We start from the raw sequence: 14,246 nt of genomic DNA on the forward strand, positions 1-14,246 counted from the left end.
GGCCGATCAGGGCTGATCAGCGGATCGGCGGCGCGTACTGAAGACCGCCCTTGTTCCAGAGATTGTTGACACCGCGATTGATGGCGAGCGGAGAGCCGGCACCGACGTTGCGATCGAACACCTCGCCGTAATTGCCGACGGTCTTCACGATCCGCACCACCCAATCCTTGGTCAGGCCGAGCTGTTCGCCGAAATTGCCGTCGCTGCCGAGCACGCGCTTCAGCTCGGGATTTTCCAGCTTCGCCTTCTCATCGATGTTCTTCGAGGTCACGCCGAGCTCTTCGGCGGTGAGCATCGCGAACAGCGTCCATTTCACGATGTCGAACCACTGGTCGTCGCCGTGCCGCACCATCGGACCGAGCGGCTCCTTCGAGATGATCTCGGGCAGCACCATGTGGTCGTTGGGGCTGGCGAGCTTGAGGCGGTTGGCGTACAGGCCCGACTGGTCGGTGGTGAAGACGTCGCAGCGGCCGGCCTCATAGGCCTTGACGGTCTCGTCGTTGGTGGCGAACGCGATCACCTCGTACTTCATGTTGTTGGCCTTGAAGTAGTCGGCGAGATTCTGCTCAGTGGTGGTGCCGGTCTGCACGCAGACCGATGCGCTGTTGAGCTCGAGCGCCGAATTCACCTTGAGCGACTTCTTCACCATGAAGCCCTGCCCGTCGTAATAGGTCACGCCGGTGAAATTGGCGCCGAGCGAGGTGTCGCGCGAGATGGTCCAGGTGGTGTTGCGCGAGAGCACATCGATCTCGCCGGATTGCAGCGCGGTGAAGCGGTCCTTGGCCGACAGCGGCACGAACTTGACCTTGGTCGGATCGTTGAAGATCGCACCGGCAATGGCGCGGCAGACGTCGACGTCGATGCCGGTCCAGTTGCCCTTGTCGTCGGGCGAGGAGAAGCCCGGCAGGCCCTGGCTGACGCCGCAGGACACCATGCCCCGATCCTTGACGGTCTTGAGCGTTTGCGCCTCGGCGGCTTGGGCGGTGAGGCCGGCGGCGAGAGCAAGGGAGAGAGCCAGGGTTACGCGTTTCATGGGCTTTGGGCCTTTCAAGGTCGTCTCAAGGTCAGGAATGTTGTCTTAGGATCGTCTCTGCCAGGCCAGGTCCTTCAAGAATCTGGCCTTGCAAGAGTCATGCTGGAAAACCTTGCCGAACACTCGCCGATCTCGGGAGGCCATACCTTCATCCCCGCCGCCGGCGCCCGCCATCTCTTGGCTGTGACGCGACGTCCGGTCAGGCAATGGATCGAAGGTCGCGGCAGGCCCCTCAACATGCGGCGACTGAATAGCACCTGCGCATCACAGAACGACTGGCGTTCCGGGTCAAGGGGTTGACGGGACTCTTCTGTGTTCTGTTATTAACGACCGCGGCCTTTCGGCCGGCCCAGGGGCGCGATGCGTCCGGTGGAAACGCGGTTTTGAAAGCAGGCGCATGGATTCTTCGTCCTCCCAAGAGCAGCACGCCGAGACCCGGCTGGTCACCTCCGGCCGCGACACCAAGGCGCAGAAGGGGTTCGTCAATCCGCCGGTCTTCCACGGCTCGACCGTGCTCTATCCGACCGCAGAGGACCTGCACGCCCATCGCGGCGAGTTCACCTACGGCCGTCACGGTTCCCCGACCACCAAGGCGTTCCAGGAGACGCTGATGGCGCTGGAGGGTCCGCAATGCGCCGGCGTCGGTATCGTGCCGTCGGGGCTGTCGGCGATCTCCACCACCCTGCTCTCGGTGCTGAAGGCCGGCGACCACATCCTGGTGGTCGACAGCATCTATCGACCCTCGCGCAATTTCTGCAACGGCATGCTCACGCGCTACGGCGTCGAGACCACCTATTTCGATCCGATGATCGGCGCCGGCATCGACAAGCTGTTCAAGCCCAACACCCGGGCCGTTCTGGTGGAGGCGCCGGGCTCGCAATCGTTCGAGATGCCCGACATCCGCGCCATCGCCGAAGTCGCACATGGGCGCGGCGCGCTCGTCATCGACGACAACACCTGGGCGACGCCGCTCTATCACCGCTCGCTCGACCAGGGCGTCGACATCAGCATGCAGGCCGCCACCAAATATATCGGCGGTCATTCCGACATCATGTTCGGCACCATCTCGGCCAACGCCAAGGCCTGGCCGATGATTGCCGAAGGCATCCGCCTGCTTGGCGTCTGCGCCGGTCCCGACGACGTCTTCCTGGCGCTGCGCGGCCTCCGCACGCTATCGGTGCGGCTGGCGCAGCATCATCGCTCCGGGCTCGAGATGGCGCGCTGGCTGGCGGCGAGGCCCGAGGTTGCGCGCGTGCTGCATCCCGGGCTTGAGACTGATCCCGGTCATGCGATCTGGAAGCGCGACTTCACCGGCGCCTCCGGCCTGTTCAGCATCGTGCTGAAGCCAGCGCCGCAGAAGGCGGTCGACACCATGCTCAATACGCTGAAGTTGTTCGGCATGGGCTTTTCCTGGGGCGGGTTCGAGAGCCTTGCAATTCCCTTCGATTGCGATGCCTATCGAACCGCGACCAAATGGGCGCCCGGCGGCCCGACGCTGCGTCTCCACATCGGGCTCGAGAGCACCGACGACCTCAAGGCCGATCTCGATCGCGGCTTCGCTGCCCTGAAAGCGGCCATGTGAGCATCAGGATTGGGCATCTCGCCCAGCAACGTGCCAGGCTTCAACGGAGCCGAACGCTGGATCAGCGGTCCAGCGTCTTCGAGGCGGTGCCGCGGTTCTTCCATATCAGCATGATGTTTCTGATATAGATGATGGTCGCGAGCGACTGTCCGAGGATGATGACGGGCTCGCGCTTCACGACGCCATAGACCAGCGTCATCAGCCCGCCGCCCATCGAGCAGAACCAGAACGCCATCGGCACCACGCTGTTGCCGGCGCGCTCGCTCGCGATCCACTGCACCAGGAAGCGCGCCGTGAAGAACAGCTGCGCGACCAGGCCGAATGCCAGCCAGAAGTCGAATTTGGCGACGAAGACGTCATAGAGATAATTGCTCAGCGCCTGACCGTATTGAATGATCATGCGTTCACCTCGGTCACCTCAGGCGTCGGCTTCTTGCGGCGGATCAGCCACCACACGCCGGCGAGATCCATGATGCCGATCCACAGCCGGTCGAAGAAACCATAATTGGACACGCCCGAATGGCGCGGCCGGTCGATCACGTCGACATAGGCGATGTCGTAGCCTTCGCGGCGGACCAACGCGGGAAGGAAGCGATGCAGCCCGTCGAAATAAGGCAACATCAGGAAGACGTCGCGGCGGAACGCCTTCAGCCCGCAGCCGGTGTCGCGCGTGCCGTCCTTCAGGATGCCGTTGCGAACGCCGTTGGCGACGCGCGACTGGAATTTCTTGAAGCCGGTGTCCTTGCGCCCGATCCGCTGGCCGGCCGCGAGACCGACGCGCCCTGCCCCCTTCTCGACTGCCGCGATCAGGTCGGGCAGGAAGGCCGGATTGTTCTGGCCGTCGCCATCGAGCGTCGCCACGATCTCTCCGCGCGCCGCGCGCACGCCGCTGCGCACGGCTGCCGACTGGCCGCCCGATCGTGCATGGCGAAGCTGACGCAGATTGCTCCGCTGCTTCATGATGGCGCCAAGCCGCTCGCCGGTGGCGTCGGTCGAGCCGTCGTTGACGTAGATGATCTCATAGGGCCAGCGGCCATCGAGTGCCGCGCCGATCTCCGCGATCAGCGGCGCGATGTTGTCGGCTTCGTTGCGCACGGGAACAACGATGGACACCGAAGGCTGGGACGTCGACAAATCGAGGCTCGTGGTTGGAATTGACCTGCCCAAATCGACCTGCCCATGGGAACCGGCGGTCCCGGCAGGCAGCCGCTTTTATGGGGCGGATGCCCGGTGGGCAACCCTTTTAAGGCGATCGGAAAACGTCCCTGAAAGCGGCACGATGGTGCCGTCGGCGCGAATGGCAAATCCGAGCTTTCGGGCCGCGAACCAGTAATGAACCGCCATGGCGCCCACCGTTCCGACCAGAGCGCCGGCGACCACGTCGCTCGGATGATGCGCCAGCAACACCAGGCGCGTCAGCACGATCACGATTGCGTAAGTGAACATGAAGACGCGCAGACGCGGCCACAGTGCCGAGACGGCAAACGCCAGGGCGAACGCGGCCACGGCGTGGCCTGACGGCAGGCTGGCATAAGCCCCTGTCCCCTCGAACGGGACGAAGTTGAACGGATTGGCCTTGCCCCCGACGAACGGACGTCCGCGGCCGATGGCATATTTCAGGATCTCGGCGACGAAGGCCGACACGGCAACCGACAGAAACAGGAATTGCAGCCGCGTGCCGAAGCCGAGCAGCAGCGCGCGGCGGCTCCCACGCAGCCCAGCCGCGACGAGCGCCAGCACCACCAGCGCAGCCCCCAGCACCGAGAGGATATACTCGTCCTTGCCGAAATCGGTGAGGATGCGGATCGGCCACAGGCTCGGCGTGCCGCGCGGCGGCATCAGCAGGATTTCCGTCTGATCGAACGCGACCATCAGCACGATCACCAGCGCTGCACCCGCCGCCGCAAGCCACAGCGAATGCCGCGCCAGCTTCCGGGCGGCCTCGGCGCGGCGCGAGTGCGAGGGCGACCGCACGAGCTGCGCCAGCGCGCGCCAGGACACCGCTAGCAATTGCGCGGGATAGCCGGCATGCGGTGCAATGTCGGTCGGAGCCCGCATCCTATTCGGTACCTTCCGAGCGGAAGATCGAGATCGAGATCGCGCGCCCTTGCGAGAAATTATAGCCGTCGATGCGGGCGCCGACCTTGTAACGCAGCCCGATCGCCTCGGCGCGCTGCACGAAGCTGCGCTCCGAGCGCTGCTCGATCAGCGCGAAGCGGCAGCTGCCCTGCCGCAGAAAATCCGCCGCACCGGAGCCGTCGGTGAGCAAGGTCCGGGTGCCCGCCAGGAAGACGAGGCTCGGCTCGTGATAACCGGCCGCAGCCGCCTTCGGTCCGATGCAGGTGACGTTGCGAAGCGCGCGCGCGATCTCGATGCTGGGAAATAGCGGCGTCAGCGACGGCAGCACGATGCCGTAAATCGTCACGGCGAGCATCAGGCCTGCGACCAGGGCGTTGAGCAACGAGCGCTCGGCGCGGTTGGTATCGAACAGCCACCAGGCGAACAGACCAAAGATCAGCGCGGCCGCGATGAACGGCCAAGCTGCGAAAGCGGGCTGCCGCGTCAGTATCACCGAGCCGACCACCGCAATGATGGAGGCGGCTGCGGGGATCGCGAACCACCAGGCCGAGCCGCGCATCAGCCAGGAGCGCGACAGCACGCGCCGCTCCACCGCGCCGGCGGTGAGGATCGCGATCGCGGGATACAGCGGCAGCACGTAATGCGGCAGCTTGGTCAGCACCGCCTCGAACACGATCCAGGACGGGATCAGCCAGGCCAGCAGGAACTGCGCGCCGGGCTCACGGCGGGCCCGCCACACCGCGGGCGCCGCCATCGCCGCCAGCGGCGCACCCGGCCAGAACGTGATCCAGAACAGCGCCAGGTAAAGTCCGGGCGGTGCGCCGTGCGATTCCTGGGCGCCGAGCTTGCTCAGCATGTCGCCGCCGACGGAGGTGGTGAAGAAGGTCTCGCCCGCGCGCCAGAAGATCGCGACGAACCAGGGCAGCACCAGCACCAGCATCCACATCAGGCCCCAGACAGGCCGCAGCTTCCACAGCCAGGAGGCGTCGCGGTCCTGGATCGCGAGCGCGACGATGGTCAGGCCTGCGAACATCAGGATCAGCGGGCCCTTGATCAGGATGCCCACCGCGAGTGCGGTCCAGAAAATCGCGGGCCAGCTCCAGGGCGGATGCGTCTCGTCCTCGGCGCGCTGCCAGGACAGATAGGCCCGCGCCATCGCGCCCATCGCGGCGACCACGCAGAGCAGCAGCATGGCGTCGGTCTTGGCCAGGCGCGCCTCGACGCCGAGCAGCACGGAGGCGCACATCATCAGCGCCGCCAGCACCGCGGCACGTCGTGTGATGAATCCGAGCGCGGCCCAATAGGTCATCAGCACGGCGCCGATCGCCCCCATCAGCGACGGCAGCCGGTAGACCCAGATACGCAATTCGGCCTTCGGCAGCTTGAGCATCGATGCGGCTTCGACGGTTGCCGATTGCAACCAGTAGATGCCGACCGGCTTCTTGTAGCGGACGTCCTCCTGAAAGCGGATGTCGACATAGTCGCCGCTCTCGACCATCTGCTTGGTGGCCTGGGCAAACCGCGCCTCGTCGCGGTCGATCGGCGGGATGGTGAAGAAGCCCGGCAGGAACAGCAGCAGCGCGCACAGCAGCAGGAAGCCGACCGCGCGCGGGTGGCTGGCGGTGACGATGTCGAGCATGCGCACGAGCCCGCTGCCCGGATTTGTGGGCGATTTCGACTCGCGGGGGGCTCCAAAACGGGGGCTGGGGTAGGTCTCGGCCATTGGTTCCGCTTACGCTGAAACCGCCATGGCCACAACCGCTTAAGGCAGGGTCATTGAATTCGAATGACGACTGTGTCCGCGGCGCCCGTGGCGTCGATCACGGTGAGCCGTGCAAAGCCCGGGCCGGGCGGATCGATCAGCCGCTGACGGCGGCCGTCGATCTCGCCGAGCGCGGTTCCGTTAACCATGACGGTCATGGGCAGCACGCCGCCGGCGACCTTGACTGGCATCGCCGCGCTCTCCTTGCCACCCGATCGATCGACGTCGATCCGCGAGCCGTTCAGGGGAAACTGAATGTGCAGCGGCTGCTCGCCCCCGCTTCGCACCAGTTCGCCGACAGGACGGAACCGCTTCAAGGGCAGCGGCAGCTTCGCGTTGTTTGCGACGAGGGTTCCCTTGGGCGGCTTCGGCAAGGCGGCCAGCGTCTTGCCGCTGCGGGCGAAGGCATCGAACAGGATGGGCGCGGCGGCGACGCGTCCGATCAGGCCGGGAACCGGCGCTCCGTCCGGACGGCCAACCCAGACGCCGATGGTCATGCGACCGTCGAAGCCGACCGACCAGGCGTCGCGATAGCCGTAGGAGGTGCCGGTCTTGAAGGCGATGCGGTTGTGGGCGGCGTTCTCCGGCGGGGGCGTGCCGAGCAGGACGTTGCCGACCTGCCAGGCTGCGACCTGATCCAGCAGCCGCAGCGGCTCCCGATCGTCCCTGGCCGTGACGATCTCGCGCAACGGCTTGGTGGTCCCGAGGCGGGCGAAGCCGGCATAGAGCTGGGCGAGGTCCTGGAGCGTCACGCCGACGCCGCCGAGCCCCATGGCGAGGCCGGGCGCTTCGTCCTTGGGCAGGACGAGGTTGCCGCCGGCCTGCCGCAGCCGCGAGGTCAGCCGGCTCGAGCCGACGCGGTCGAGCAGCACGATGGCCGGCACGTTCAGCGACAATTGCAGAGCCTTCCTCACCGGAACCGTGCCCTGGAAGGTCATGTCGAAATTTTCCGGGGCATAGGAGCCGAAGCGGACCGGGCGGTCGTCGATCAAGCTGTCGGGATGGACAAAGCCGTCCTCGAAGGCGAGCCCGTAGATGAAGGGCTTGAGCGTCGAGCCGGGCGAGCGGATGGCGCGGGTCATGTCGACCTGCCCCGCCCGGCTCTCGTCGAAATAATCGGCCGAGCCGACGCGGGCAAGCACGTCGCCGCTCTCATTGTCGATCACGACGATGCCGACCGAGATGTTCGGGCCGAGCGCAATGGCGCGGTCGCGCGCCAGCGGCTCCAGCACCTTCTGCAAGGTCGCATCGAGCGTCAGCTTGATGACCGGCGTATCCTTGACCGTCGACAGCGCGAAGTCCGAGGCATGCGGCGCCAGGATCGGCATCGGCCTGCGCAGTTTCGGCACCGGCACCGCCTTGGCCTGATTGGCCTCGTCGGCGCTGACCACATGCTCCTCGACCATGCGGTCGAGCACGCGGTCGCGCGCCTTGCGCGCAGCCTCCGGGAAGCGGTCGAGCCGGCGCGTCTCGGGCGATTGCGGCAGCGCGACCAGCAACGCGGCCTCCGCCAGCGACAGCCGCTTCGGCTCCTTGCCGAGATAGGAGATCGACGCCGCGCGGATGCCTTCGAGATTGCCGCCATAGGGCGCGAGCGCCAGATAGAGATCGAGGATCTGCTCCTTGCTCATGCTGCGCTCGATCTCGATGGCACGCACGATCTGCCGCAATTTTGCGTAAAGCGAGCGCTGCCGCCGCGGCTCCATCAGCCGGGCCAGCTGCATCGTGATGGTCGAGCCGCCCGAGACGATGTGGCCGCGCGTTCCCAGCTGCAACGCGGCGCGCCCCAGCGCCAACGGATCGATGCCGTTATGGTCGTAGAAGCGCTGGTCCTCATAGGCGAACAGCAGTTTCAGGTAGGTCGGATCGACGTTGGTCCTGGCATCGACCGGCAACCGCCAGCGCCCATCCGCCATCGCATAGGCGCGCAGCAGCTTGCCGTTGCGATCGACGATGGTGGTTGAAACCTGGCGGGCTTCGTCGAGCGGGAGCGGGCCGAGGGAGTAGACCCAACCGACGAAGCCGATGATGGCGAGGATGAGGATGAGCGCGGCTGCCGAGAGAAGGCGAAAGGCGATCCGCCCTCTCAGCCCGTCATGGCCGGGCTTGACCCGGCCATCCACGCCAACACCCACCGCCGGCGCGGCCGTGGATGCCCGGGTCAAGCCCGGGCATGACGACGGTGTATGTCGCTCGACCTCGCTCATCTCACTCACTTCGCCGCCCGCACCTCGACACTGCCTGTGCCGGTCCGCCCATAGCGCGAGGGATTGTACATGTCCTCGACATAGGCCTGCGGCAGCACGTATTTGCCGGGCGAGACCGCGCGCACGACATAGGCGACCGTGAAGACCGACTTGGAATCCGAGGCCCGGTCGACGGCCGCGGTGAAGCGGTCGTCGCGGAATTCGGTATGTTCAGGCTCCTCGCCGTCCTCAATCCAGTCCAGCGTGCCGCTGTCGCCGGACGACACCAGCTTCGGATTGTCGATCTCCAGGCCTGCCGGCAGATAGTCGGACACCATGATGTGGCCGTACTCGGGCTTGGCCTCGGTGATTTTCAGCACCACCGCAAAGCGCTGGTTCTGCTTGACCCTGCTGATGTCGGCGGGCTTGCCGTCGAGCGTATAGTAGCTGCGCTCGATCTTGAAGCCGTTGGACGCCGCCGGCTCCGGCGCGACCGGCGAGCCCGACACCGAGACCACCGCCTGCACCGGCGCATCGCCGGTGTTGGTGATCTTGAGCGGCTTGCCACTCAGCGTCTCTGCCTTGTAGCTGCGGTACAAGGCGGTCTTGACCGGCTGGCCATCGACCTCGATCGAGAGGTTCTCCTTGGCGAGCGCACGCGCCGCCAGCACCAGCCACGCATTCTCCTGGGTGGAGGTGTAGGGCGTCAGCCCGCGGGCGGTCTCGACCCGCGACACCGCCTGCGTCAGCGTCGTCCTCGGCGCGTTGCCTTCGCTGGCAAGCGACACCAAAGCTGCGGCATCGCGCAGCTGCGAGCCGTAGTCGGTGCGGCCGAATTCCAGCGCGGGCTTCGGCGCAAGGCTGTCGAGCGCCGCGCCATAGACCCGTTCGGCGCGGTTGCGGTCGCCGACCAGGGCGAGCGCCGCAGCAAGCTGCGATTTCGCGATTGGGGTCGCGAGGTTGGCGAGCTTGGTATCGGCGAGATAGCGGAGATCGCCGATCGGAGCTGCGCCGTTACGGGCGAGCACATACAGGCCATAGGCGAGATCGCGGCCACCATCCTTCTCCGGCTCGTCGGCATTGACGACGGAGTTGCGGATGCGGTCGAGCGCGTTCTTGAACAGCACGTCCGGCACCGCAAACCCCTTCTCCCGGGCGCGGGTGAGGAAGTCCGTCACGTAGGCATCGAGCCAGGCATCATCGCCGCCGGCCAGCCACAGGCCGAACGAGCCGTTCGAGCCCTGGCGTGCCAGCAGCCGCTCGATCGCGTCGCGGATGCGCTGGTCGACCTCGGTGTCCATGGCAAGATGCGCGCCGGCCGCGAGCTCGTTGACATAGAGCAGTGGCATCGCCCGGCTCGTGATCTGCTCCGAGCAGCCATGGGGATAGCGGTCGAGCGCTTTCAGGATCGTTGCCGCATCGAGCGCGGTCGACAGGCTGGCCGAGACCGAGACAGTGCCGGTGCCCGGCACGAGATCGGAGAACATGTCCGAGGTCAGCGTCAGGCTCTCGCCCTTCGCCAGCGTGCGGATCGAGCGTCGCGCCAGCACCTGCGTCGCCGGCTTGACGTCGAACGCATAGTGACGCGCCAGCGCAAGGCCATTCGGGCCCTTGATGTCGACGTCGAGCGTCGCCTGCCCCGCCGCGGTCGCATCGAGCGCGAGCGAGAACGCATTGCGCTGCTTGGCGGCGAGCTTCACCGTGGTGGCGGGATTGCCGGTCATCTTCACCGGGCCGCCCGCCTTCACGTTGATGACGTAGTCGCCGGCCTGGCCCTCGACATTGTCGATCTCGAGGTTGACCGTGCCGTGGTCGCCATTGAGCAGAAAGCGCGGCAGCGTCGTCGTCAGCACCACGGGATCGCGGATCACGACGTCTGTATTGGCGCGGCCGAGCTTGGTCGCGGTCCACGCCACCGCCATCACGCGCGCGGTTCCCGCGAACTCCGGAACATCGAAGCTCACCTCAGCCGAGCCATCGGCGGCGACGGTGACGATGCCGGAATAGAGCGCGAGCGGCTTCTGCGTGGGCGGCGAGCCCTGGAGCTCGCCACCGGCGTCGCCGCCGGACTTGATCTGGCCGCGCGTGCCCGACATCCCGTCGATCAACTGGCCGTAGAGGTCGCGGATCTCCGCGCTGAGGCGACGCTGGCCGAGATAATAATCGTCCGGCGCCGGCGGCTTGTAATTGGTGAGATTGAGAATGCCGACATCAACCCCGGCGATGACGACCTTGGCGTCTTCGCCGGGATTGAGCCCGTCGAGCTTGACGGGAATCTTCAGCGTGGAGTTCGGACGGATCAGCGAAGGCGGCGACAGCTTGACCTGCAAGGTGCGCGCCTGCTTGTCGATGCCGAACCATTTCAGCCCGATCGCACGGCCCGGCATGCGCTGGGCGGCGGCATCGAGTGGACGGCGCAGCGTCGCCACCACATAGGCGCCAGTGCCCCAATCCTTGCCGATCGGGAGCTTGACCTGCGCGGTGCCTTCCTTGACGTCGATGGTCTGCGTCGTCAGCAGCCGCTCGCCGAGCACGTTGATTGTGAGCTTGCCGGCGCTGCGGACGTTGACGGACACCGTCATGGTGTCGCCGGAGGCGTATTGCGGCTTGTCGATCGAGGTCTCCAGCAGGTCCGGCGTGTCGGCGCTGCCGTCGGAGTACCAGCCGACGTCGAACTGCACCGAGGTCACCGGGCCGTCGGCGTCATTCGTCTTGACGTCGAGCCGGTAGCGGCCAGGCTGCGGCGCGAGCGAGATTCGCGTCGGCTTGTCGGCAGCGATCGTGACGTCGCCATCGGCGACGCGCGAGGTCGACTTGACCGGCTCGTACTCCCAGTAATTGTTCTGGCGGTACCACTGGTAGCGCGACTCGATCTTCAGGAGCTCGTAGCGCAGACCGTCGCGGCGCAGCTTCTCGCCGTCCGGCGAGACGAACACGACGTCGAACTCGGCCTTGTCGCCCTCCGTGACGTTCTTGTCGCCGAACAGCGGCTTGATGCCGATCTGCGCCGTGGCGGGCGCGACCGGCAGCACGATCTTGCGCTCGACGGCGCGGCCGCCGGTCTCGACCATGCGGACGAAGATCTGCGCCTCCTGCGGACGGGTCGAGGCTGGCTGCTTGTCCAGCGTCACCGGGAAGGTCGCAACGCCATGGGCGTCGGCCTCGGGCAGGTTCTCCAGCGGGGTGCGCTCGTTCGAGGTGGTCTCCTCGTCGTCGACGCCGAACTTGTAGCCGGCAAAGCCGGGCCGCTCGGCCGCGGGCGCGATCAGCATGTCGCCTTCGAGCTGCAGGCCCGAGGCCGGTGCGCCATAGAGGAAATGACCGTCGGCCTTAAGCTCCACTGGAGCGTTAGCTTTGATCAGCTTGTCCTTGGTGGATAAGTCGAATTCGATCCGATCGGGGACGTAATCCTCGACCATGAAGGTGGTCTCGCCGACCGAAGCTCCCTTCGGATCGGTGAAGGCGCGCACCCGCCACGTGCCGGTCGGTACGGCCGAGTTGAGCGGCACGGACAGCGTGCGGCCGCCGGCGCCCTGATCCGCCAGCACGGCGCGACGATATTCGACGCCGTCCGGGCGCTCGACCACCAGCGTCATCGGCCCACCGGTGACGGCATTGCCCTGCCCGTCGCGGAGCAGCGCGGTGAGGAACACGGTCTCGCTGGAACGGTAGACGCCGCGCTCGGCATAGACGAAGGCGTCGGCGCCGGCGGGCACCACGCGCCCCGAAACGCCGCGGTCGGACAGGTCGAAGGCCGAGGTCCTCAGGCTCAGGAAGGCATAGTCGGCTTTCTCGCCGGTGACCGTGAGCATCGCCGGCGACAATCCGCCCTCGCCGCGCGCAAGGCCGGCCTCGAACAGAACGTGACCGGCGTCGTCGGTCTTGCGCGTCGCCAGGATCTCGTTGTTGCGCGCGACCAGGCGCACCTCCGCCTTACCGACCGGATCGGTCGACGCCAGTGAGTTGACGAAGACATGAATGCCGTCATTGCCGGAGTAAGCGGCGATGCCGAGATCGGAGACGATGAACCATTGCGTGGCGAGCTGGTAGTCCTCGTCCGAGGCCCTCGCCGCGGCCGTCATGACGTAGACACCGGGCTGGAGCTCGCCGAGCGCCTGGTCGACCGGGAACGCCGTGGTGACGTCCTGGTTCAGCGTGGTCGCAGTCGCAAGCTCGCCGGTCCACACCTTGATGCCGCGCTCGTCGCCGAGTTCGCTGAGCTGATACTTGGACAGCGTCTTCTGGAAATCGCTGTCGACCACCGTGTTGATCAGGTTGCGGTCGCCGATCCGGAAGACGTTGATGCTGACCGCCGGCGTGTTGACGCTGACGACGGGAATACCGCGCTGGCCGGTCCGCGGCAGCACATAGGCGCGGCTGGTGAAGCGCACGAACGGCTTGCGGTCGCGCACATAGATGTTGAACTCGGCCGATTTCGGCAGCCCCTCCTTCACGGTCGACGGCAAACCGGCGCGCAGGTTGATGTTGTAGCGCTCGCCGTGCTTCAGCCCGTCGACGCAGAGCTGCTTGCCTTCCGCCGACAGCGCCGGCTTGTCCTGCCCGGCGAGAGCCAGGAACGGCGCGAAATCGGTGCGCTTGGCGAGCTCCTCGGAGAACTGGAAGCAGGCGCGCGGGCTCGCCGAGTCCGAGTCGACGGTATAGTCGAGCAGCCGGAAGCCGTGCTCGTCGCGCATCTTCTCATATTGGCCGCGGACGTCGGCGACCTCGCGCATGTCGAGCGACAGCCGCAGCGCATCCAGTGCCGGCCGCCACAGCTTCCGGTCGGCCAGCGCCTTGCCGAGCACGGCAAGCGCGTCGGCCTCCTCGCCCGGATTGCCGGCGCGCATGTAAGCGATATAGGCCGCCGTCGAGGCGCGCTCCAAAAGGAAGGTCTGCTCGCTCGAGCTCTTCGGCGAGATCTGGAAGATGACCTTGGCGAGCCGCAGCCAGTTGCCGGTATCCTCCGGCGTGGTCGCGGCGATCTGGCCGAGCACCGAAAGGCCTGTGCGGTAATCATTGCGTCGGAAGGCGGCGTCGGCGTCCGTCTTCAGCGTCGCGCTGGACTTGGCGACCGGCCCCGCCTCGCTCTTGATCTGGGCCTCCAGCTTGATCGCGGAATCGGCGAGGTCGTCGCGTTTGAACGCCTTGTCGGCAGCCTGCGCAGCGACGAGGCCGAGCGCCAGCGCGGCGCAGATTGTGACGGCGCGAACAAGACCGATCATGAAGGACTCCCGGAAAGCGCGGACGAACGCCGCGGCGGCAGATGAGATGCGCGGAAAGGTGTCGGACTCAAGGCGATGGAACCAGAACGTGCAAAGCGTCGCTTTCGCCATGACAAAGGCAAGCCCAGAGGAGACCGGCCGAGATATCGCCGCGCACGCCGTCCTGATGGCGCAGCTCTACCTGACCAGTCGACCGGCGGCCGTGTCCCGGAAGCTGTTCAGCGTTCCCGGCGATGTGATCCATCGTCCAGTCCGCTGCCGCTCAACCCGGCACCCTGACACGCCACCGTTCCGCTTTGTCGTCGCACTGAGGAAAACGGTTCGGTTCAGGCTTGGCGAAACACCAGATTTTTCATATTGGCATGCTACATGAACGGCCAGC

General features: G+C 66.3%; 9 protein-coding genes. 2 read left to right on the forward strand and 7 right to left on the reverse strand.

The window, feature by feature from the left end; all coding sequences use genetic code 11:
- Positions 1 to 16: 16 nt before the first annotated feature.
- Positions 17 to 1,033, reverse strand: a complete 1,017-nt coding sequence (locus tag P0R31_RS25880) for an amino acid ABC transporter substrate-binding protein (RefSeq protein WP_275517149.1) — start codon at positions 1,031 to 1,033, stop codon at positions 17 to 19.
- A gap of 397 nt (positions 1,034 to 1,430) precedes the next feature.
- On the opposite strand from P0R31_RS25880, the gene metC reads away from it, so the two are divergent.
- Positions 1,431 to 2,615, forward strand: coding sequence for a cystathionine beta-lyase (gene metC, locus P0R31_RS25885; RefSeq protein ID WP_275517151.1), 1,185 nt, complete (start codon positions 1,431 to 1,433; stop codon positions 2,613 to 2,615).
- Between the two features lie 61 nt (positions 2,616 to 2,676).
- On the opposite strand, the gene P0R31_RS25890 is transcribed toward metC, so the two are convergent.
- From P0R31_RS25890 to P0R31_RS25915, 6 genes are all read right to left on the reverse strand, one after another.
- Positions 2,677 to 3,015 (reverse strand): lipid-A-disaccharide synthase N-terminal domain-containing protein, encoded by a 339-nt coding sequence (locus P0R31_RS25890; protein ID WP_025036223.1) that lies wholly within the window; start codon positions 3,013 to 3,015, stop codon positions 2,677 to 2,679.
- Positions 3,012 to 3,749, reverse strand: a complete 738-nt coding sequence (locus tag P0R31_RS25895; protein ID WP_275517153.1) for a glycosyltransferase family 2 protein — start codon at positions 3,747 to 3,749, stop codon at positions 3,012 to 3,014. Before P0R31_RS25895 ends, P0R31_RS25890 begins: the two co-directional genes overlap by 4 nt.
- 78 nt (positions 3,750 to 3,827) lie before the next feature.
- On the reverse strand, positions 3,828 to 4,673 hold the full coding sequence (locus P0R31_RS25900) for a phosphatase PAP2 family protein (protein WP_275517154.1): 846 nt from the start codon (positions 4,671 to 4,673) through the stop codon (positions 3,828 to 3,830).
- A gap of 1 nt (position 4,674) precedes the next feature.
- Entirely contained in the window at positions 4,675 to 6,417 is a 1,743-nt protein-coding gene (locus P0R31_RS25905) for an ArnT family glycosyltransferase (protein ID WP_275517156.1), read from the reverse strand.
- 50 nt (positions 6,418 to 6,467) lie between these two features.
- Positions 6,468 to 8,579: a penicillin-binding protein 1C gene (pbpC, locus tag P0R31_RS25910; protein ID WP_275517158.1), complete on the reverse strand. Its 2,112-nt coding sequence runs from the start codon at positions 8,577 to 8,579 to the stop codon at positions 6,468 to 6,470.
- An 89-nt stretch (positions 8,580 to 8,668) separates the two neighbouring features.
- Positions 8,669 to 13,864: an alpha-2-macroglobulin family protein gene (locus P0R31_RS25915; protein ID WP_275517159.1), complete on the reverse strand. Its 5,196-nt coding sequence runs from the start codon at positions 13,862 to 13,864 to the stop codon at positions 8,669 to 8,671.
- Between P0R31_RS25915 and P0R31_RS25920 the strand changes: the two genes are divergently transcribed.
- Positions 13,863 to 14,237 carry a hypothetical protein gene (locus tag P0R31_RS25920; RefSeq protein WP_275517161.1) on the forward strand — a complete coding sequence of 125 codons (375 nt, stop codon included), beginning with the start codon at positions 13,863 to 13,865 and terminating at the stop codon, positions 14,235 to 14,237. The two genes, P0R31_RS25915 and P0R31_RS25920, sit on opposite strands and share 2 nt — an antisense overlap.
- The last annotated feature ends 9 nt before the right edge of the window (positions 14,238 to 14,246 follow it).

Source organism: Bradyrhizobium yuanmingense (genome assembly GCF_029167105.1).
Lineage (GTDB): Bacteria > Pseudomonadota > Alphaproteobacteria > Rhizobiales > Xanthobacteraceae > Bradyrhizobium > Bradyrhizobium yuanmingense_A.